Annotated in this window: 17 protein-coding genes; 12 read left to right on the forward strand and 5 right to left on the reverse strand. The window is 70.9% G+C overall.

What is annotated here, in order from left to right; all coding sequences use genetic code 11:
• Window positions 1-266: 266 nt before the first annotated feature.
• Entirely contained in the window at window positions 267-3,044 is a 2,778-nt protein-coding gene (locus QM714_RS00760) for an Rne/Rng family ribonuclease (RefSeq protein ID WP_415096648.1), read from the forward strand.
• A 139-nt stretch (window positions 3,045-3,183) separates the two neighbouring features.
• Here the strand turns inward: QM714_RS00760 and QM714_RS00765 are convergent, their stop codons facing one another.
• Window positions 3,184-4,374 (reverse strand): YibE/F family protein, encoded by a 1,191-nt coding sequence (locus QM714_RS00765; protein ID WP_415096650.1) that lies wholly within the window; start codon window positions 4,372-4,374, stop codon window positions 3,184-3,186.
• 276 nt (window positions 4,375-4,650) lie between these two features.
• Here QM714_RS00765 and rplU point away from each other — a divergent pair, with 276 nt between their 5' ends.
• The 7 genes from rplU (at window position 4,651) to mnmA (ending at window position 11,382) form a co-directional block, all read left to right on the forward strand.
• A complete protein-coding gene (rplU, locus tag QM714_RS00770; protein ID WP_415100923.1) occupies window positions 4,651-4,953 on the forward strand; it encodes a 50S ribosomal protein L21 in 303 nt (100 codons plus the stop codon).
• A gap of 61 nt (window positions 4,954-5,014) precedes the next feature.
• The gene (rpmA, locus tag QM714_RS00775; RefSeq protein ID WP_415096652.1) at window positions 5,015-5,275 is read left to right on the forward strand and encodes a 50S ribosomal protein L27; all 261 of its coding nucleotides are present in this window, start codon (window positions 5,015-5,017) and stop codon (window positions 5,273-5,275) included.
• Window positions 5,276-5,392: 117 nt separating this feature from the next.
• Window positions 5,393-6,916, forward strand: a complete 1,524-nt coding sequence (gene obgE, locus QM714_RS00780; protein WP_415096654.1) for a GTPase ObgE — start codon at window positions 5,393-5,395, stop codon at window positions 6,914-6,916.
• Window positions 6,913-8,049, forward strand: a complete 1,137-nt coding sequence (gene proB, locus QM714_RS00785) for a glutamate 5-kinase (protein WP_415096656.1) — start codon at window positions 6,913-6,915, stop codon at window positions 8,047-8,049. The genes obgE and proB overlap by 4 nt, the downstream gene beginning before the upstream one ends.
• A 10-nt stretch (window positions 8,050-8,059) precedes the next feature.
• Window positions 8,060-9,037 carry an endonuclease/exonuclease/phosphatase family protein gene (locus QM714_RS00790; RefSeq protein ID WP_415096658.1) on the forward strand — a complete coding sequence of 326 codons (978 nt, stop codon included), beginning with the start codon at window positions 8,060-8,062 and terminating at the stop codon, window positions 9,035-9,037.
• Between the two features lie 48 nt (window positions 9,038-9,085).
• Window positions 9,086-10,279, forward strand: a complete 1,194-nt coding sequence (locus QM714_RS00795) for a cysteine desulfurase family protein (protein ID WP_415096660.1) — start codon at window positions 9,086-9,088, stop codon at window positions 10,277-10,279.
• Window positions 10,276-11,382, forward strand: a complete 1,107-nt coding sequence (mnmA, locus tag QM714_RS00800) for a tRNA 2-thiouridine(34) synthase MnmA (protein WP_415096662.1) — start codon at window positions 10,276-10,278, stop codon at window positions 11,380-11,382. Before QM714_RS00795 ends, mnmA begins: the two co-directional genes overlap by 4 nt.
• Before the next feature lie 9 nt (window positions 11,383-11,391).
• On the opposite strand, the gene QM714_RS00805 is transcribed toward mnmA, so the two are convergent.
• Window positions 11,392-12,198, reverse strand: a complete 807-nt coding sequence (locus tag QM714_RS00805) for a hypothetical protein (protein WP_415096664.1) — start codon at window positions 12,196-12,198, stop codon at window positions 11,392-11,394.
• A 162-nt stretch (window positions 12,199-12,360) separates the two neighbouring features.
• Between QM714_RS00805 and QM714_RS00810 the strand changes: the two genes are divergently transcribed.
• The 3 genes from QM714_RS00810 (at window position 12,361) to ligA (ending at window position 17,445) form a co-directional block, all read left to right on the forward strand.
• The gene (locus QM714_RS00810; protein WP_415096666.1) at window positions 12,361-13,521 is read left to right on the forward strand and encodes a hypothetical protein; all 1,161 of its coding nucleotides are present in this window, start codon (window positions 12,361-12,363) and stop codon (window positions 13,519-13,521) included.
• A 780-nt stretch (window positions 13,522-14,301) separates the two neighbouring features.
• Window positions 14,302-15,288, forward strand: coding sequence for a methionine synthase (locus tag QM714_RS00815; protein WP_415096668.1), 987 nt, complete (start codon window positions 14,302-14,304; stop codon window positions 15,286-15,288).
• Window positions 15,289-15,339: 51 nt separating this feature from the next.
• Window positions 15,340-17,445 carry an NAD-dependent DNA ligase LigA gene (ligA, locus tag QM714_RS00820; RefSeq protein ID WP_415096670.1) on the forward strand — a complete coding sequence of 702 codons (2,106 nt, stop codon included), beginning with the start codon at window positions 15,340-15,342 and terminating at the stop codon, window positions 17,443-17,445.
• 135 nt (window positions 17,446-17,580) lie between these two features.
• Here ligA and QM714_RS00825 read toward each other — a convergent pair whose 3' ends face one another.
• The 3 genes from QM714_RS00825 to QM714_RS00835 all read right to left on the reverse strand — a co-directional run bounded on the left by QM714_RS00825 (window position 17,581) and on the right by QM714_RS00835 (window position 20,782).
• Window positions 17,581-18,987 carry an HNH endonuclease signature motif containing protein gene (locus QM714_RS00825; protein WP_415096672.1) on the reverse strand — a complete coding sequence of 469 codons (1,407 nt, stop codon included), beginning with the start codon at window positions 18,985-18,987 and terminating at the stop codon, window positions 17,581-17,583.
• Between the two features lie 135 nt (window positions 18,988-19,122).
• Window positions 19,123-20,262, reverse strand: coding sequence for a YncE family protein (locus tag QM714_RS00830; protein ID WP_415096674.1), 1,140 nt, complete (start codon window positions 20,260-20,262; stop codon window positions 19,123-19,125).
• A complete protein-coding gene (locus QM714_RS00835) occupies window positions 20,255-20,782 on the reverse strand; it encodes a SigE family RNA polymerase sigma factor (protein ID WP_415096676.1) in 528 nt (175 codons plus the stop codon). Before QM714_RS00835 ends, QM714_RS00830 begins: the two co-directional genes overlap by 8 nt.
• A 122-nt stretch (window positions 20,783-20,904) precedes the next feature.
• Here QM714_RS00835 and gatC point away from each other — a divergent pair, with 122 nt between their 5' ends.
• On the forward strand, window positions 20,905-21,204 hold the full coding sequence (gene gatC / locus QM714_RS00840; protein WP_415096678.1) for an Asp-tRNA(Asn)/Glu-tRNA(Gln) amidotransferase subunit GatC: 300 nt from the start codon (window positions 20,905-20,907) through the stop codon (window positions 21,202-21,204).
• Window positions 21,205-21,207 lie beyond the last annotated feature (3 nt).

Below are 21,207 nucleotides of genomic sequence, written 5' to 3' on the forward strand. Positions count from 1 at the left end.
CCGATCACGCTTCGATCCGACGACGTTCTCGCCGGTGTCCCACGTGGCATCGGCACGGTAGACGAGGCTCGTCACCCGACCGCGACGCGGCCCTTACCGGCCCGGCGACCGCGGTCGGTGACACCGATGCTGCCGACGCGTGACGCGGAGGGCGCCGCCGCCACCAGAAGGCTTAGCGTCACCGAGCACCGCGGCCCGCACGGGCTGTGACGCCGGTCGACGCCGACATCACGCGATGTCCACGGGCGTCGCGTCGAAGGAGCAGCATGCTCGACGAAGAACCCGGCACACCCGAAGCCCTCCAGCCCGAACCTCAGGCCGACGCGCCGAAGGCGGCGAAGAAGCGCGCCCCTCGGAAGAGGGCCACTGCAGCGGCCGAGGAGCCCCCCGCCAAGAAGTCGGCGGCCAAGAAGTCGACCGCCAAGAAGTCGACCGCCAAGAAGGCCGCGGCGAAGAAGGCCCCAAGCAAGAAGGTCGCCAGCGCGGAGGCAGTGCCCGAGCAGGCGACCAACACGGAGGCCTCGGTCGAGGAGGCTGCGACCAGCAAGAAGTCGACCACCAAGAAGGCCGGCGCCAAGAAGGCCAGCACCAAGAAGGCCGCCAGCAAGAAGGCGACCGGCGAGGACGCAGCCCCGGCCCCGGCGGTGCTCTTCCAGGCTCCCGAGCCGACCGAGGCTCCCGAAGCGGCCGAGGGCGGCGGGCCGACCAAGGGGGACTCCGCCGACGCGTCCGAGCCGACGGACAAGGAGGCCAGCGGAGCCGCCCCGGCGGAGGACGCGGAGGGCGAGGGTCCCAGCCGTCGTCGTCGTCGTCGCGGTGGTCGTCGTCGTCGCAAGCCCGGTGACTTGGCTGAGGCACCCGACGCCGCGGAGTCGACCGAGGCCAGCGGATCGCAGTCGGCAGGTGAGGGAGAGGGTGCCGACGCTGACGAGGAGTCGACGGAGACGTCGTCGTCGCGGCGCCGTCGTCGCCGCCGCAGGTCAGGAGAGGACGGCGCGGACGCCTCCGACGACAGCGGGAAGACAGGAAACCGGGCCCGCCAGACCCGCTCCGCGGAGGACCAGATCACGGCCGTCTCCGGGTCGACCCGACTGGAGGCGAAGAAGCAACGACGCCGCGAGGGCCGTGAGTCGGGACGCCGGCGCGCCCCGATCGTGAGCGAGGCCGAGTTCCTCGCCCGTCGGGAGTCTGTCGAGCGGGTCATGGTGATCCGAGAGCGGCAGGGTCTGACCCAGATCGCCGTCTTGGAGGACAAGGTCCTCGTCGAGCACTACGTCGCGCGGGAGTCGCAGACCTCGCTGATCGGCAACGTATACCTGGGCCGGGTGCAGAACGTGCTGCCCTCGATGGAGGCCGCCTTCATCGACATCGGCCGGGGCCGCAACGCCGTGCTCTACGCCGGTGAGGTCAACTGGAGCGCGCTGGGTCACCCGGAGGGGCAGCCGCGCAAGATCGAAGCCGTCCTCTCCAGCGGCCAGGCGGTCATGGTCCAGGTGACCAAGGACCCGGTCGGCCACAAGGGCGCCCGGTTGACCAGCCAGATCAGCTTGGCTGGCCGCTTCTTGGTCTACGTGCCCGACGGCACCACCTCGGGGATCTCGCGCAAACTGCCCGACACCGAGCGCAACCGGCTCAAGACGCTGCTCAAGGAGATCGTCCCGGACACCGCCGGCGTGATCGTCCGGACGGCCGCCGAGGGCGCCTCCGAGGACGAGCTCACCCGAGACGTCGAGCGGTTGAAGGCGCGTTGGGAGGACATCGAAGCCAAGGCCGGCAAGGGCAACTCGCCGCAGCTGCTGTACGGCGAGCCGGACCTGACCCTCAAGGTGGTCCGCGACCTGTTCACCGAGGACTTCGCCAAGCTCGTCATCGAGGGCGACGACGCCTGGGAGACCGTGCAGGGGTACGTCGCACACGTCGCGCCGGATCTCGAGACCCGGCTGGAGCGCTACCAGACCCCGGAGTCGGGCGTGGACGTCTTCGGCGCCTATCGGATCGACGAGCAGATCGCCAAGGGACTGGACCGCAAGGTCTGGCTCCCTTCCGGAGGCTCGCTCATCATCGACCGCACCGAGGCGATGACGGTCGTCGACGTCAACACCGGCAAGTTCACCGGCTCCGGCGGCAATCTCGAGGAGACCGTCACCAAGAACAACCTCGAGGCGGCCGAGGAGATCGTCCGGCAGCTCCGGCTCCGTGACATCGGCGGCATCATCGTCATCGACTTCATCGACATGGTGCTGGAGTCCAACCGCGAGTTGGTGCTGCGTCGCCTGGTCGAATGCCTCGGCAGGGACCGGACCCGCCACCAGGTCGCCGAGGTCACCTCGCTGGGCCTGGTCCAGATGACCCGCAAGCGCATCGGCACCGGCCTGCTCGAGGCTTTCAGCGAGACCTGTGAGCACTGCGGCGGACGCGGGCTGACCATTCGTGATGTCCCGGTCGAGACCCGTCGGGCCGACGACGAGCCGCGCCGCGGCCGCCGCCGTCGCGGGCGGGGCTCGGACAGCTCCGGTGGCGGTCAGTCCGCGCCAGCGAAGCCCGCCGTACCTTCGCCCAAGGACCTCGCCGCCGTCGCTCGGCCGGAAGCTCCGGCCGAGACCCCGCCCGAGGCTCCAGACGACGTAGAGGAGATCACCGCCGACATCGAGCCCGCGGCGGAGCCGGAGCCCGAGACCGAAGCTGTTGGGGAGGTCGAAGCCAGCGCGGAGACCGAAGCCGAGGTGGTCGGCGCCGAGCCCGAAGAGGCCGAGATTGCGGAGACGGTGCCGGCCGAAGCGGCGGCTGAGCTCGATGTCGTCGAGTCGGCGGAGGTCGAGGCGCCTGTCGAGCCTGCTCAGACCGCCCCGAAGGTGACCAGTCGCTCCCGGCGCCGCAGCGCCACCCGGCCGGCGGGCCCGCCGGCGGTGGCCGAGCCCCAGCCCGAGGTGGACGCGGACCCTGTGGTCGACCTTGCTCCGGGCTCGGAGGACACGGAGGATCCGGTCGAGGAGGCCCACGCGGTCGAGCACGTGCCGATCAAGCGCAGGTCCCGCAAGCGCTGAGCCTGTCGTCTGCCGCGGTCTTGTAGTGGCAAAGCGCCTCGTATACGGGGTCCTCAGCCACTACAGCACCGCGGGAGATGGGTCGGAGCCACCACAGCCAGCAGCCAGAACCCGAGCGCTGCCCACGGGTGAGCCGAGGTCAGTCCTCGGTCGGCGGCACCATCACCGCGGCGATGGCGGTGGTGATGGGCACGGCCAGCACCAGACCGATCGCGGTGACCAGGGTGCGGACCACCTCGGTAGCGATCTCCTCGGTGCCCAGCATCTGGAGCAGGGGGCGGTCGAAGATCTGCAGCAGCAGCAACGTCGCCAGGGAAGCGCCGGCGTAGGCGAAGACGATGGTGTAGATCGTCGACGCGATGTGGTCGCGGCCGATCCGCATGGCCCGGCTGAAGATCGAGCGTCGAGGCAACGCCCGCGCCGCGCTCCGCAGCTCCCACACCGCCGAGGCCTGCGTGATGGTGACGTCGTTGAGGACACCGAGCCCGGCCAGGATCACGGCCGCAGTGAGCAGGCCCTGGAAGTCCAGGTCGGGACGGAGGCCGGCGAGGTACTGCGCTGTCTCGTCGAAGCCACTCAGCCGCGTCACGCCGACGACGTACTCCCCGAGCACGGCAGTCAGGGCGATCCCGCACAGAGTGCCGACGAGCGCCGTGCTCGTCCGAATCGACGGACCGTGGGCGAGATAGAGGACCACGAACATGATCGCCGCGCAGCCGATCGCCGCCACCCAGGCCGCCTGATGTCCGGTCAGGAGCGCCGGCAGCATGAACTTCGTGAGCACGACGCCGGCTACCGCCAGGCCGACCATCGCCAGCAGGCCGCGCAGCCGGGCGACCACGGCGACCACGACCACGAAGGCGAGCAGCAGGAGTCCCAGGCCGTGGGCGCGGTCGACCGCGAAGAACTGGTAGACGGCGTCGCCGCCGTCCTGGGCCGGCACCCGCACCACCTGGATGCGGTCCCCGGAGCGCAGACCGCTGTCAGCGATCTGGCTGGGCACGGTCACCTCGATCCGATCGCCGCTGGCCGTGCCGCTGGTGAGGACGGCGTGCAGGGTTGCGCAGCCGCTGCCGTCGGCAGCAGGGTCGGTCTGCTGGTCCGCGCCCTGGTCCGCCCCTTGATCGGCGCCACTGCCGCTCCCACAGCCCGAGGACACCTTGTCGATCCGGGCATGCGGGAAGCTGACGCCCGGAGCGGCGTACGCCGTGCTGTCGCCGGGCTCGACGTGCTCGGTGGGCCACAACCGGACCAGGCCGACGACGGTGCCGACCGCCGCCAGCACCAGCACGATCAACAAGGTGGCCGTCGCGACCGACGAGGTTCGCACCGGTTCGTCGTCAGCCCCGGCATGACGATGTGCGCCATGTCCGTGGGAGTGCCCTGCGCCCATGGTGCTAGACGCTAGTCGGCCAGCCCTGACGTTCATCGGAGGGCTCGCAGCCCGGCGCGGTTTTGCGGTGCGGCGGGGCGATCCGTACCATTGACCCTTGGTGTGCCCGGCACACCCTCTGGTGCTCATGCTCCCGTCCCGTCGATCATCGGTCGTGGCGTGCGTGCACGTGGACACCGGACCCAGCCGAAGTCGACGAGGAGAGTGAGCGCGGTGTACGCCGTCGTGCGCAGTGGCAGCAAGCAGCAGAAGGTTGCCGTGGGCGACGTCATCGAGATCGACCGCGTGGACACTGCGGTCGGCGAGACGGTGACCCTGCCCGTGGTGATGCTCGTCGACGGCGAGAAGGTCACCGCGACCGGTCTGGAGAAGGCCGCCGTGACTGCCGAGGTGCTCGGCGGCACCAAGGGCCCCAAGATCGTCATCCAGAAGTACAAGAACAAGACCGGCTACAAGAAGCGCCAGGGCCACCGCCAGAAGTACACCCAGGTCAAGGTCACCGACATCACGAGCTGACCGCCTTCTCCGCAGTGAGCGGAGCCGAAGCAAGCCACGCAACCAAGAGGACGAGACAGACATGGCACACAAGAAGGGCGCGGCGTCCACCAAGAACGGCCGCGACTCCAACTCCCAGCGCCTCGGCGTCAAGCGGTCCGGCGGCCAGTTGGTCAACGCTGGCGAGATCATCGTCCGCCAGCGCGGCACCCACTTCCACCCCGGCAGCGGCGTCGGCCGCGGCGGGGACGACACCTTGTTCGCGCTGGTTGCCGGCAACGTCGAGTTCGGCAAGAAGCGCGGTCGCCGCGTGATCAACATCGTTCCGGCCGCTGCGGAGTGACGCTCCGGTAGCAGCCACCATCCTTCGCGAGGGCGTCCCTGGCTAGGTCACTGATCCGGTCAACTGGTCTGGTCAACTGGTCTGGGGGCGCCCTTTCGCCGTTCTCCTGGAGTCCTCATGGCAGTTCCGACCTTCGTCGACCGGGTGACGCTGCACGTCAGCGCCGGTCGCGGCGGCAACGGCATCGCCTCGGTCCACCGGGAGAAGTTCAAGCCCCTGGGCGGCCCTGACGGCGGCAACGGCGGCCCCGGGGGCTCGGTGATCCTGCGGGTGGACCCCGGCGTCACGACGCTGATCGACTACCACCACGGTCCGCGGCGCAAGGCTGAGCACGGGGGCCACGGCGCCGGCGGCCATCGCAACGGGGCGCACGGCGCCGACCTGGTGCTGCCCGTCCCGGACGGCACCGTGGTCACCGACGCACGTGGGAACGTGTTGGCGGACCTGGTCGGCGCCGGCACCGAGCTGGTGATCGCCGCCGGCGGCCGTGGTGGCCTCGGCAACGCCGCGTTGGCCAGCGCCAAGCGCAAGGCTCCGGGCTTCGCACTCCTCGGCGAGCCGGGCGAGGAGCGCGAGATCCACCTGGAGCTGAAGGTGGTCGCCGACATTGGGCTGGTCGGCTTCCCCAGCGCCGGCAAGTCCTCGCTCATCGCCGCGATCTCCCGCGCGCGACCCGAGATCGCCGACTACCCGTTCACCACCCTGGTGCCCAACCTCGGCGTCGTCACGGCCGGGGACACCACCTTCACCGTCGCCGATGTGCCCGGTCTGATCGAGGGTGCGGCCGAGGGTCGCGGTCTCGGTCACGACTTCCTGCGCCACATCGAGCGCTGCGCCGCGATCGTGCACGTCGTCGACACCGCCACCATCGAGCCTGGTCGCAACCCCGAGGACGACCTGGAGGTCATCGAGCGCGAGCTGCGGGAGTACGGCGGCCTCGAGGACCGCCCGCGCCTGGTCGCCCTCAACAAGGTCGACGTCCCCGACGGCAGCGACATCGCCGACTTCGTCCGCACGGACCTGGAGGAGCGCGGCTATCGGGTCTTCCCGGTCTCTGCCGCGTCCGGAGCAGGACTGCGCGAGCTGACCTATGCGATGGCCGGTCTGGTCGAGAAGTCGCGCCGCAGCCAGCCCGTCGCGCAGACCCAGCGGATCGTGCTGCGGCCGCCGTCGGTGGACGGTGGCGACGAGTTCACCGTGCGGCAGATCAGCGACCCGACGTTCGAGCCCGGTGGGCGTGGCTGGCGGGTGCGGGGTGACAAGCCCGAGCGGTGGGTCCGGCAGACCGACTTCGGCAACGACGAGGCCGTCGGCTTCCTGGCCGATCGACTCAACCGACTCGGCGTGGAGACCCGGCTGCTCGAGCTCGGGGCGGAGGAGGGGGACACCGTGCTCATCGGTGACCCTGACGACGCCGTCGTGTTCGACTTCCGGCCGGCCGTCGACGCCGGCGCAGGCTCGCTCGGTCGGCGTGGGGAGGATCCCCGCTTCGACGAGGAGCGGCCCGCCGCGCGGCGCCGGCGGGCCATCGTGGAGGCGATGCCCGACCGCGCCGAGGGCGAGGCCCGGGCCGACGTCGCCCGCCGGATCGACAGCGCAGCCGAGGATGGGGCCGTCGAGGATGGGGGCGACGGCCAATGACCCGGCCGGCGGTGACGACGGCCAAGCGGGTCGTCGTCAAGGTGGGCTCGTCCTCGCTGACCACCGCCGGTGGTGGCATCGACCCCGACCGGATGCGGGACCTGGTGGGTGTGCTGGCCGACGTACGCTCTCGCGGCGTCGAGGTCGTGCTGGTCTCCTCCGGGGCGATCGCCGCCGGACTGGCTCCGTTGGGTATGCGCCGCCGGCCCCGCGCCCTGCCCGCGCAGCAGGCGGCAGCGTCGGTGGGCCAGGGGCTGCTGGTGCACGGCTACACACGCGAGCTGGCCAGCCACGGCATCATCGCCGGACAGGTGCTGCTCACCGCGGACGACGTCACCAGGCGCTCGCACTATCGCAACGCCTACCAGACCTTCGCGAAGCTGCTCGAGCTCGGCGTGCTCCCGATCGTCAACGAGAACGACACCGTCGCCACCACGGAGATCCGATTCGGCGACAACGACCGACTGGCCGCCCTGGTCGCCCACCTGGTGCACGCCGACCTGCTGGTGCTGCTCAGCGACGTGGACGGGCTGTACGACGACAAGCCGGGCGCCCCTGGAGCCTCCCTCCTGCCGGAGGTGCGCTCCGAAGCCGACCTGGCCGGCGTCCGGATCGCGAAGGCGAGTGCGTCCCACATCGGCACCGGCGGCATGCAGACCAAGCTCGAAGCGGCCCGGATCGCGACCGGTGCGGGGATCGCCGTCGTGCTCACGTCGGCGGCCAACGCCGGTCCGGCGCTCGCGGGCGAGCCGATCGGCACGCTGTTCCACAGCACCGGCCGACGCCGCCCGACCCGTCTCTTGTGGCTGGCGCACGCGACCGAGGGCAAGGGCACGCTCACTCTCGACGACGGCGCGGTGCGGGCGGTCGTGGACCGGCGTGCGTCGCTGCTGGCCGCGGGCGTCACCGGCGTGGCCGGCTCGTTCGTGGCCGGCGATCCGGTCGATCTCGCCACGCCCGACGGCGTCGTCGTCGCCCGGGGCCTGGTGAACTTCGACGCAGGCGAGCTGCCGCAACTGCTCGGCCGATCCTCGCGGGAGCTCAAACGTGAGCTGGGGGCGCCCTACGAACGTGAGCTAGTCCACCGCGACGACCTGGTGCTGCTCCGCAGATCAGCAGGCTCCGGCGGGTAGGTTCAGGCCCGTGCGACGGGCGGTGTTCTGGCTGGTGCTGCTCGTCCCGTCGGGCGCCGCCGCCGTCGTCACGGCGGCGCGGATCCTCCAGCCCGGGGGCGCGCTCTGGGTCCAGCTGGTGGCCTTCACCCCGGTCGCCGGCGTGCTCTACCTCGTCGTCCTCCTGGTGCTGCTGCTCCGGGTGCTGTCGCCCGGCGCGGGCTGGCGTCGACCGATCTGGGCCGGATTGGCCGCCGCGGTCGTCGTACCCCTCACTCTGCACGCCTGGTGGCTCGCGCCGATGTACCTCGGTTCGGCACCGACCGCGGCTGCCGACACCGAGCCACTGACCGTGCTCACCTCCAATGCGAAGCGCGGCGGCATCGACGCCGTGGGGCTGGTGCAGACCGCTTCGGACCGCCGTGCCGACGTGATCGTGGCACAGGAGGTCACCGAGCAGCAGGTGAAGATGATGGACTCCGCCGGGCTCGCGGACGGTTGGCCCTATCGGATCGGCGATCCCGGCACGGGGCCCGAGGGCACCATGGTCTTCTCCCGCTACCCGCTCGGGGAGCCGACCGCGGTGCGGACCCGGTTCGCGTCGTGGGACGTCACGGTCTCGGCGCCGGGTGGCGATCTGCGGCTGCTGGCTGTGCACCCGTCACCTCCGACCAACGTCACTCGCTGGCGTCTGGACCAGGCGACGCTGCTGCGGGCGGCCGACGGCGTCGACCTGATGGTCGGCGACTTCAACGCCACCCTCGACCACGCCCCGATCCAACGGCTCGAGGACGAAGGATTCAGCGACGCCGCCGAGCTCACCAACGCCGGCTGGCAGCCGACCTGGCCCGAGAACGGCAAGTTCCGCGTGCTCGGCATCGCCATCCCGCCCGCGGTCGCCATCGATCACGTCCTGGTCGGGCCTCGGCTCACCGCTTTGTCGACCAGCACCGTCACCATCTCGGGCACCGATCATGCCGTCGTGATCGCCACAGTGGCGAGGCGGTGACCCACCGACTCGCCCACGGCGGGCGGGCGCCGTACCCTGGATGACGCCATGTCTGACCAGCGCCCGAGTGTGTACCTCGATCACGCTGCCACCACGCCGATGTTGCCGGACGCGGTGGCCGCGATGACGGCGCATCTCGCCCACCCCGGCAACGCGAGCTCACTGCACGCCTCGGGGCGGCAGGCACGCCGCGTGGTGGAGGAGTCGCGGGAGCAGATCGCCCAGGCGCTGAACTGCCGACCCGGTGAGGTGGTGTTCACCTCCGGGGGCACCGAGGCCGACAACCTGGCGCTCAAGGGGCTCTGGTGGTCGCGCCACGATGCCGATCCGACGCGGACCCGAGTGCTCAGCACAGCGGTCGAGCACCACGCCGTGCTGGATGCCCTCGGCTGGCTGGCCGACCACGAGGGGGCGCAGGTCGAGCTCGTGCCGGTGGACCGGCAGGCTCGGGTCGACATGGAGGCGCTGCGCGAGGCGGTCGAGCGCGACCCGGCCTCGGTGGCCTTGATCTCGGTGATGCTGGCCAACAACGAGGTCGGCACGGTCCAGCCGGTTGCCGAGGTGACCGAGCTGGCCTCGGCGCACGGGATCCCGGTGCACACCGACGCGGTGCAGGCGGTCGGGCAGCTGCCGGTCGACTTCGCCGCGCTCGGGGTCGACGCACTCGCCCTGACCGGGCACAAGCTCGGCGGCCCGCTAGGCGTCGGCGCCCTGCTGGTGGGTCGTGAGGTGGCGGTCACGCCGCTCCTGCACGGCGGCGGCCAGGAGCGCGACATCCGCAGCGGGACCTTGGATGCGCCGGCGATCGCGGGATTCGCCGCCGCCGTGGAGCTGTCGGTCAAGCACCAGGCCGACTATGCGACCCGGATCGGCGCCCTGCGCGACGAGCTGGTCGAGCGGGTGCGAGCGGCCGTCCCCGACGCGATCTACAACGGTGACCCGGTCGACCGCCTGCCCGGCAACGCGCACCTGAAGTTCCCCGGCTGCGAGGGTGACTCGCTGCTGATGCTGCTCGACGCGCGCGGCATCGAGTGCTCGACGGGGTCGGCGTGCTCGGCGGGCGTGCCGCAGGCCTCCCACGTGTTGCTGGCGATGGGCTGTTCGGAGGAGTTCGCCCGCTCCTCGCTGCGCTTCTCGCTCGGGCACACCAGCACCACGGCCGACGTGGACGCACTCGTGGAGGCGATCGGACCGGTCGTCGAGCGGGCCCGAGGCACCAGCACCCGGAAGGCGACCGCGTGAAGGTCGTCGCCGCGATGTCCGGTGGCGTGGACTCTGCCGTGGCTGCCGCGCGTGCGGTCGAAGCGGGCCACGACGTGACCGGGATCCACCTCGCGCTGTCGCGCAACCCCGCGTCGTACCGCTCCGGCGCCCGTGGCTGCTGCACGATCGAGGACGCCAACGACGCGCGCCGCGCGGCGGACGTGATCGGGATCCCGTTCTATGTCTGGGACCTCTCCGATCGGTTCCACGAGGACGTCGTGGAGGACTTCATGTCCGAGTACGCCGCCGGCCGGACCCCGAATCCCTGCCTGCGCTGCAACGAGAAGATCAAGTTCGCCGCCGTATTGGACCGGGCGCTCGCGCTCGGGTTCGACGCCGTCGCCACCGGCCACTACGCGCGGCTCGAGCGCGCCCCCGACGGGCTGTGGGAGCTGCACCGGCCGGCCGACGCCGCGAAGGACCAGTCCTATGTCCTCGGCGTGCTCACCCAGGACCAGCTGGCGCACTCTATGTTTCCGCTCGGTGACACGCCCAAGCCGGAGGTACGCCGTGAGGCCGCGCGCCGGGGGCTGCTGGTGGCAGACAAGCCGGACAGTCACGACATCTGCTTCGTGGCCGACGGCGACAACGCCGGCTGGCTCCGCGAGAAGCTGGGCGACCGTGCCCCCAATCGGGGTGGCGACATTGTCGACGACGCCACCGGTGAGGTGCTCGGCCGGCATGCCGGCACCTTCGGGTTCACCATCGGCCAGCGGCGCGGTCTGCGGCTGGGACACCCGGCTCCGGATGGTCGCCCGAGGTTCGTGCTGGACATCGAGCCCGTCTCCGGGACGGTGCGGGTCGGCCCCCGTGAGGAGCTGACCGTGGATCGGATCACCGGGGTCCGGCCTCGGTGGTGCGGTCGGGCCCCGACCGGGCCGCTGGAGGCCACGGTCCAGCTGCGCGCACACGGCGGTGAGCATCGTGCGGTGGTCTCCGTGGTGGGCGACGGGATCGAGGTCGAGCTGGTCGACCCCGCCCAGGGCATTGCCCCGGGCCAGGCGGCTGTGATCTACGACGGCAGCCGCGTGGTGGGTTCGGCCACGATCGCCGCAGCCCACCGTGTCTCGCAGGCGGTTTAGAGGGACGCCTTAGCTGCTCCCGCCCGGACTCTCACTCGGGTTGGCCGGTGGCGACTGGGCTGCCGCTGAGCCCTGGGAGGCGCCGGTGCTGGGTGACTCGCTCGGGGTCGGCTCCGAGGTGGGGCTGCTGCTCTCGGAGGTCGACGGCGACTCCGACGGCGACGACGACGGAGAGCTGGAGGGCGAGCTCGACGGTGAGCTGCTCGGCGACGGGCTGGAGGTGCCTGTGGAAGACGATGTCGGATCGGTCGGGTCCTGCTGGTCGTCGGAGTCGGAGCCGCGGTTGCCGAGGTTGGAGATGGTGGTGCCGGAGCCGGACTTGCCCCCCGTCAAGGAGGAGACCGGCTCGCCGGTGGCGAGCTCGAACGCGGTCAGGGCCGCCAGGGCGATGAGCAGCACCGTGCCGGACGCGACCGCCACCCGGGGCCACGGAATCTGGGACCACTGGATGTCCTGCCACCAATGCCGTCGGGCTGCCGCGGCCGATTCGGCTTCCGCCTCCTCGCGCGAGGACGCCGCCTCCTCCGGGCCGACCGGCTCTTCGGGTTCGTCGTCCTTGCGTAGCGGATAGGTCCGCTTGACCGCCTCGTGGCCAGCCTGGAGGGAGTAGGTGTAGGTGGCGGCGCCGACCGTGCCGACGATGCTGCCGAGGGCCGCTCCGACCAGGGTGCCGGCCACGCCGAGCCAGGATGCGAGCACGGCGCCCGACACTGCGGCCAATGCCGAACCGGCCACCTGCGCGGTGCTGATGCCGAGCCGAGGCTGGGACTTCTCGGTGGCGACGGCGCGGGTGTCGTCGGGGACGCGGGCGGGCATGGTGCAGCATCACCTTTCTCTGGCTTGTTGGAAGAGTCCTATTCTCTGACGTCTGGCACCCCATCCGCGATTCCTGACGGCGACGTGATGCTGGCCACCCTCGGGCGATCCGTGCGCTCGCCGGCGACATGGATAGGCTGACCAGCGAGACGATGGGGAGACATGGTCGAAGCGGTGACGGGGCAACGACTGCTAGGACGGCCGCTGGCGCTGCTGGCCGTGGCCGCCCTGCTGCTCGTCGGGACCAGCGTGGGCACATCAGGGGCGGAGCCGGCCGACGTGCCGCTCACCCAGCGCGGCATGGCAGCGATCGCCTTGGACTACCTGCCGTCGGACTACTCGCACGTGGGAGCGAGCTATCTCGACCGGAGCAAGCCGGTGGGCTTCCGCGGGGCCGACTTCCGCTACCACGCAGACGGCGAGGATGACGGTGATCTGCTCGCCGTCGAGGCGTGGCCGACGAGCAAGCCGCAGGACTGTGATGGTCAGGCACGATGTGTCTCTCTCGGTGACGACGACGGAGATCCGGTCTTCCTCAACTGGGCCGTCGTCGAGCCGGAGGAGGACCCCGGCCTGGTCGCGGTCTGGGTCAACCACCCCGGCGTGACGATGCTGGCGTTGTACGCCGGTCCCGACATCACGCGCGACCCGCGCACCATGGATCTGCCGATCTCGGTCGAGACGATGCGTGCCCTGGTCACCGACGATCGGCTCCGGTTGATGACCACGCAGGAGGTCGTCGATGCTGGCAAGGCGGTGCCTCGTTGGCGAGGTGGCCAGCCGGATCCGTACTCCTACCAGCGGTTGCCGCAGACCGACTTGGGCCAGGCCTACGCACTGCCGGTGGCCTGGGGGAGCCTAGGTCGCTGGGCTGACGCCAGGCGCTCCCCGCTGCGGCACCGGTTCGGTCCGGACGCCGTCGGCGGTCGGGTCGTCCATGTCAGGGGATGGGCGATGGATCCGACGACGATCGATGCGCTGGCGGCACGCCGCGCGCCCGACTTCTTGCGGCGCCCGTGCCGCGGCGATCGGTTCGCCGGGCACTGCGTGCGCACCGGCCCTCGCCAGCGGCCGATCCACTTCTTGTGGCGGCCCGCGCATGGTGCTAGACCCGGGGTGGTCTGGGTGACCCAGCGGCGCGACCGGGTGACCGTGGCGCTGCGGCTGGTGGGTGGCCCGGTTCCGGAGGGGCGCAAGGCGGCGATGCGCGCGTCCGGCTTCCACGGATGGTTGCGCTTCGCCATTCGGGACCGCGGCCTAGGCCTGGTGACCGACAAACGGGTCCTCGACAAGGCGGCCAAGGGCGCGATCAACGCGTCTTAGCCGGGAGGGGGTCGCTGTCGGGGTTCTGGCTGCTCTCCGGGTTCTGGTCGCCTGAGGTGCTCGCCGACAGGGCAGCTGCCCGGGGGAGCGGTCCTCGGGTTCTGGCTGCTTGCCGGGTCGCGGTGGTCTTCGGTTCGCCGTGTGTGCTGAAACTGCAGGCCGGCTGCCTCCCGGGAACGGTTGGCTGTTGTTTCGGTCCGATCGATGTGTCGTTTCTGCCCAAACCCCGCGTCCCGCCCCCTTTTGTCCGCTGGGGGCGTCGATTGTTCCAAAACAACATGCCAGACGCCGGCTACTGGTGCGTACGAACGGCATATGTGACGTACGCACCAGTAGCCAGATCCTGGCCGGTCGGGGTGCACCGATTGTTCCGAAACCGCACACCGGTTGGACCGAAACTGCACCCGGACCCATCTGGTGCGGGGTTGTGGGTGCTGAGTGTCCAGTAGACCGGGCACTCAGCACCCATAGGGGCGCGGGAGACGCAAGAAGACCGCAGCAGACGCCCACCGCGCGCGGCCGGGCAGCACCAGCACCCGGCAGAGAACCAAGACCACCGGCGGCGCTGACCCGGCGTAGCTGCCCTCTCGGTGGTGACCAAAGGTGGCCAGCAACCCGGCCAGCGGTCCCGACCAGGAGCGGCGCTCATCGAGCGGTAGCTGCCCTGTCGGCCAGCACCACCAGCGACCAGCAACCCGCCAACGCACGGTTCCACCGCGGAGCGCGACGCGCAGTAGGTGGCCCTCCACGGCCTAGCGACCGCCCGGCACAATCGGTCTCATGCTGGCGACCGCGGTGGGCTCCTATCCAGGCTCCGACGACCGGGACTACGTCGAGGTGGTGCGGTTGGTCTTCGGGGAGCTGCCCGACCTGCCGCATGTTCCCGAGCTGCCGGGGCGTGGCGCGATCGCCTCGATCACCGGACGCGGCGTCGCCGTGCTGAGCGAGCTCGGGGCCGACCTGCAGCCCGCCGGCTGGCGACTCACCGATGCCGCCGGCATCGACCAGCGCCGGGCTCGCTCGCTGCTGGCTCAAGACCTCGACCGGGTGGAGGAGCAGGCCCAGGGCTACGCGGGAGCGGTCAAGGCCCAGATCGTCGGGCCGTGGACGCTGGCGGCCACGGTGGAGCGTCCGCGTGGCGACAAGGTGCTGGCCGACCACGGCGCCCGCCGCGAGTTGGCTCAGGCCCTCGCCGAGGGGGTCGTCCACCACGTGGCGGACCTGCGTCGTCGGCTGCCGGAGGTGGATCGGCTGGTGATCCAGGTGGACGAACCGGCGCTGGCGACCGTGCTCGCCGCCAAGGTTCCCACCGCGTCCGGCTTCGGCCGTCATCGGGCGGTCGACCTGCCGGAGGCCTCCGCGGCACTCGGCTGGGTGCTGGCGGCGATCGAGGACGCCGGTGCGGAGCCGTGGGTGCACTCGTGCGCGCCCGGGACGCCGTACGCCCTGGTCCGCGGTGCCGGCGCCCGCGGTCTCTCCGTCGACCTCGCCATGTTGGTCGCCGCGGACCACGACGAGCTGGCCCGGGCACTCGAGGCGGGTGGCACGGTGGCCCTCGGGGTGGTGCCGGCGGTCGACCCGGAGCCGAGGCCGGGGGAGGGGCAGGCGGTCGACGCCGTCGAGCGCTGGCTGGGCATGCTGGGGTTGGATCCCGACACCGTGGGTGATCGGCTGGTGGTCACGCCGGCCTGCGGACTGGCAGGAGCCAGCCCGGTCTGGGTGCGTGAGGCACTGGCCAGGGTCGCCCGCGCCGCCCGCGAGCTCTGACTCGGCGAGCCCGAGACTGCCGCAGTCGGTGTCGGCGGGCAAGATGACCTCATGAGCGAACCCATGGCGGCGCCGGCGGAGGCCAAGGAGCGACACCGGCTGCTCAGCGAGGAGATCGAGGAGGCCCGCTGGCGCTACTACGTGCTCGACGACCCGACCCTCTCCGACGCCGACTTCGACCAGCGGCTGCGCGAGCTGGAGAGCCTAGAGGAGGAGTTTCCCGAGCTGCGCACCCCCGACTCACCGACCCAGAAGGTCGGCGGGGCTGTCTCGACCGAGTTCACCGCGGTCGACCACCTCGAGCCGATGCAGTCGTTGGACAACGCCTTCTCCGACGAGGAGTTGGACGCGTGGCACTCCCGCCTCGCCCGCGAGGGCGTCGAGGACCCGGAGCTGCTGTGCGAGCTCAAGGTGGACGGGCTGGCGATCAACCTGCTCTACGAGCACGGCCGGCTGGTGCGGGCGCTCACCCGCGGCGACGGTCGGACCGGTGAGGACGTCACCCCCAACGTGAAGACGATCTCCACGGTGCCGCACCGCCTGCGGGCCAGCGACGAGCACGCCGTGCCTGCTCTGGTCGAGGTGCGCGGTGAGGTCTTCTTGCCGGTGGAGGCCTTCGAGCGGCTCAACGACGCGATGGCCGATGCCGGTCGGCCGATGTTCGCCAACCCGCGCAACGCCGCTGCCGGCTCGCTTCGCCAGAAGGACCCCAGGGTCACTGCGTCGCGTGCGCTCGGCATGGTCTGCCACGGCATCGGCGCGCGGGAGGGCTTCGAGCCGACGTCGCAGAGCACGGCGTACGACGCCCTGCGTGCCTGGGGGCTGCCCACCAGCGACCGGGTCCGGGTGCTGCCCGACCTGAGTGCCGTGCGGGACTACATCGCCTACTACGGTGAGCATCGCCACGACGTCGAGCACGAGATCGACGGGGTCGTGGTCAAGGTCGACGAGGTCCTCTTGCAGCGCCGGCTCGGGTCGACCAGCAGGGCGCCGCGCTGGGCGATCGCGTTCAAGTATCCCCCCGAGGAGGTCAACGCGAAGCTGCTCTCGATCGAGGTGAACACCGGCCGCACCGGCCGGGTGACCCCGTTCGGTGTGATGGAGCCGACCAAGGTCGCCGGGTCGACCGTCGAGCGAGCGACCCTGCACAACGCCCACGAGGTGAAGCGCAAGGACGTCCGTCCCGGAGACACGGTGATCCTGCGCAAGGCGGGCGATGTCATCCCGGAGATCCTCGGGCCGGTGCTGGCGCTGCGTCCCGAGGGACTCGCGGAGTGGATGATGCCGACGGTCTGTCCGGCCTGCGGCACCACGCTGGTGGAGGAGAAGGAGGGCGACAAGGATCTACGCTGCCCCAACCACCGCCGCTGTCCGGCACAACTGCTCGACCGGATCTTCCATGTCGCCGGACGAGGCGCGTTCGACATCGAGGGGCTCGGCGTCGAGGCGGCCGCCGCGCTGCTCGACGCGGGTGTGATCGAGGACGAGGGTGATGTCTTCGACCTCGACCACGACAAGCTGATGCGCACCGAGCTGTTCACCCGGGCGGCGAAGAAGGCCGAGGCCGAGGTGGCCGTGGACGATCGGGTCATCTCGGCCAATGGCGAACGGCTGTTGGCCAACCTCGACCACGCCAAGCAGGTCCCGCTGTGGCGGGTGCTGGTGGCGCTGTCGATCCGCCACGTCGGCCCTACCGCCGCCCGTGCACTCGCCACGGAGTTCGGCTCGCTCGAGGCCGTGCAGGCCGCGTCGGAGGAGGCGCTCGCCGCGGCCGAGGGGGTCGGGCCAACGATCGCCGCTAGCGTGCGCCGCTGGTTCGACGGCGAGGAGAGCGAGTGGCACCGCGCGATCGTCGACAAGTGGGCTGCTGCCGGCGTGACCATGACCGAGGAGCGCGACGAGTCGGTCGAGCGGACGCTCGAGGGGCTGACCATCGTGGTGACCGGCTCCCTGGTCCACTTCAGCCGCGACTCCGCCAAGGAGGCCATCGTCAGCCGCGGCGGCAAGGCCGCCGGCTCGGTGTCGAAGAAGACCGACTACGTCGTCGTCGGCGACAACGCCGGCTCCAAGGCCGACAAGGCCGAGCAACTCGGCGTCTCGATCCTGGACGAGGATGGGTTCAAGGCGTTGCTGGAGAGCGGGCCGGAGGGGCTCTGATTGTGGAGCGAGGAGCCGCGCTGGTCGCGGCTGGGACTAGGAGTGGCGCGTCGGTCGGCCGACGTTGGCCCTGGCCGCCGCATGCCGGGCATGCCGAGGACCCCACCGTGGTCGGTGGGGTGTGGGGCGGGATGGCTACTGGTCGGGTGGGTCGGTGTCGGACGGGGCCTGGCAGCCGGGGATGGCGGTCAGGCTGGGTGGGGTGACGTCGGTGGTGCCGGTGTGGTCGCGGAGGAACACATACCCGTGCGGGGACGTCCACACATAGAGCCCGGGTTCGGGCATCACGTAGCGCCACGGCGTGTGCGTCTTCAACCGATGGTGCCGCCTGCATAGGGCGGCGAGGTTGCAGCTGCACGTCGTGCCGCCGCCGGCGTGCGGGATGACATGGTCGTGGTCACAGCCTCGGGCGGGTCGGGTGCACCAGGGGAACACACAGGTCAGGTCTCGTTGGTCGACCTGGGCTTGGAGTCGGTCGGGCACCTCGTAGGCCTCGACGTGGACATGGTCTTCGAGGTCCAGCACCGGGCGGATCGTGACGACCGTGTCGGGGTTGCCGCACCAGTCCCGGATCGCCTCGATGCTGATCGGGGTGCGGGTGTTCTCGCACCGTCCCACACCGCCCGCACTGGCGACGGCCTCATCGGATAGGTGGAGGAACAGGGTCACCGGCCGTGACTGGCGGCCGGGACGGCGCGTCGGAGTCTCAGCCCGGGTCCCGACCGGCTGGGCCTCATCGAGCGCATCCGCCGTCGGCTCGGCCCGCCCGGTCGGGTCGGTGGGGTAGGTCAGGGCGAGTTGGTTGCGGGCGATCTCACCCAACGCGGCCGCCCGGCGAGCATCGAGTGACTCGATCGAGCCGAGGTTCTTGAGTTGGCCAGCTGTCACCGCCAAGGCCTGGTCGAGATCCAGCGCGTCGGGCAGGTCGACCTCGGCCCGGATCTCCACGGTGCCGTCGAAGGACACCCGGTCGGCATCAATGCTGACGTGCCGCCGGTCGGGGCAGTCGTACTCATCGGCCGGCAGCGTCTCGGCCATGAACCGCGCCCGCGCCTCGGTGATCAACCTGTCCAGTTGGACCGGGCCGATCTTCCCGGCGACCGCGGCGACCTGACGGTCCACGAACCCGGCCGCCTCTTGGGACAGTGCGATGGTGTGGTCGGCGACCCGACGCCCCACCCACGCCGGGATCGACAGGGCTTGGACGCCCTTCCAGGTCTCCGGCAACCGGTAGGCCAGCTCCAACGCCTGCCCCACCAGAGCCCGGCCGGCGTCGGTGGAGACCCCGAGCACGGTCGCGAACTCCGCCACCGCGTGCTCGGCGATCTCCGGAGCGCCCTCACCGGCCAACGGGATCGAGTTGCCGCACCAGGAGAACACGTCTCCGTCGCCGGCCGGGACCTCGTGCATCCCGGCCCACTCCACCGCATCGGCCAGCACCCGTGCGGTCGCAGCCAGCTCGGCGTGCCGAGCCGCGCGGACCGAGGCCAGCACCGCGTCGGGAGACCCCGGCGTCGGCGGCTGGTGCACGGTCTGGCTCATACCAGTAAGCCAACACCTGACCACCGACACAACCACCCCGAAACAGCCCTGCTGTCCCACAATCTGGACACTATCCAGAAATACTTTCGGGCCATCGCCAACGGCAGGTGCGCTCGGCGGGCCGGATTGACCGGGTCAGCTCTCGAACATGACCCCGCCGGGTCGGACGTCGGTGTCGGGTCGGACCCGTGCCGTGGTCGGTGAGTCGGTGCAGGTGCCCTGCTGGGAGTCGCAGGTGGTCACCGTGCTGCCCTGGACCCAGAAGACGTTGCCGTCGGCGGTCCAGCCGAAGTCGAGCGGGTCCTCCGGATACTCATCGGGTGGGGTGAAAGTGACGTCCGCGCCGGTCGCGATGTCGTAGACCTGGACGTCGTTCTGGCCGCTGTAGAACGTCAGCGCGAACCGTCCGTCGGGGGACAAGGTCACGCCACGGCCATAGCTGCCGGCGGGGTCCTCGGTGCTGCGCTCGGGGAACGGGATCGTGGCAAGCTCGTCGCCCGTCGCGGCGTCAACGACCCGGAAGCCGCCCTGACCTGGCAGCACGGTGCGTCCGCCGGACACCTCCGGGAAACCGCCCGACAGGTCAGGCGCTGTCTTGACGTCTCCCGTGTGCCAGTCGACGACCTCGACCGTGTGCCGATAGCCCACGAACAGGTTGTCGCCGCTGAGCGCGAGTGGTGGCACCGGCCAGTAGCTCATCGGGCGTTTGGGCAGAGGCACGGTGGCGACCTCGGCGCCGGTCTCCGCATCGCGCACCACGGCGACGAAGCCATCGCCGGCACGCTTGGCGAGGGCGTAGTAGGGCTGGGTCGGGTCCGTGGCGGGGCCGACTCCCTCGGGGATCGTGCCCAGGCTGTGGGTCGTGCCGTCGTACCCCACCAACGTCAGGCTCTCCGGCCCCGAGCCGTCGGAGGCTCCCTCGTGGGCGTTGCTGCGGACCAGCACGCCTACCGAGGTGTAGGACAGCGAGTGCACCGAGCCTGGGACCGAGGCGACAAGGTCGCCGACGAACACCGTCGGCCCGATGCCGAACGCGGGCGGGGAGGCGGTCTCTGCGGCCACGCCACCCTGCGTCGCGTCGTGGCCGGTGGTCAACCACAGGCCCGCGGTCGTGCCGCCGATGACGAGCAGCGCAGCCGCGGCGGCTGCGCCCGTGACGGCGCGATGACGGGCTCGGACCCGATGACCCGTCTCCAGCACCTCCGCCGACGGCGGCGGGGGGATGCGGAGGTTGGCCGCCTCGGTCTGTAGCAGTTGGCTGAGGCGCTCAGTCATGGTTCGCTCCTAGCTCGTGGGGGACGACGGCGTCGCCGAGCAGCTGACGCAGCCGGTGCAATGCCGCCGAGGTCTGGCTCTTGACGGTGCCCTCGCTGCAACCGAGGGTCTGCGCGGTCACCGCCACCGAGAGGTCCTCGTAGAAGCGGAGCACGACCACGGCGCGTTGCCTCGCCGGCAGCTGGGCGAGGGCACCCATCAGCAGCGAGCGGTCCTCGAGATCCTGGTCGATCGGCCGCTCCGGCAGCTCCGGCGTCGGGTTTTCGTTGCGCCAGGATCGCTTGCGAAACCAGCTCCCCGCGGTGTGCACGAGCGTGGTCCTGGCATAGCCAGGGGCCGCCGACAGATCGCGCACCTTCGACCAGTTGGCGTAGGTCTTGACCAGTGCCGTCTGCACCAGATCCTCGGCGAGCCATGGTTCGCCGACGAGCAGATAGGCGGTGCGGTAGAGCCCTGACCAGGTCGCATGGACGAACTCGGCGAACTCGGCATCGGAGGGCGGCCTCCGCGTGCTGGTCATCGTGTCTCCTCGCCCCGCCGTGATCTTCACCGGTGTGCTCCTCAGCCTGATAGATGCCGTGTGGTGCCGGTTTGGTTGGGTGGAAGAGGGAGCGGCCCGGTGACCCGCCTAGGATTCTGCCCATGCCTGAAATCACCCGCGACGAGGTCGCGCACCTGGCCGACCTGGCCCGGATCGACCTGTCCGAGGAGGAGCTGGATCATCTGGCCCCGCAGCTGACGGTGATCCTCGAGTCGGTGGCGTCGATCAGCGCCGTCGCCTCGGAAGAGATCCCGCCGACCTCACACGCGATCCCGCTGACCAACGTCTTCCGCGACGACGTCGTGGTGCCCGGGCTGACCCCCGAGGAGGCGCTCTCCGGGGCACCGGCCACCGAGGAGCAGCGGTTCAGCGTGCCGCGGATCCTGGGGGACGAGCAGTGAGCG

Origin of the sequence: Nocardioides sp., assembly GCF_047602075.1 — a bacterium.
GTDB lineage: Bacteria > Actinomycetota > Actinomycetes > Propionibacteriales > Nocardioidaceae > Nocardioides.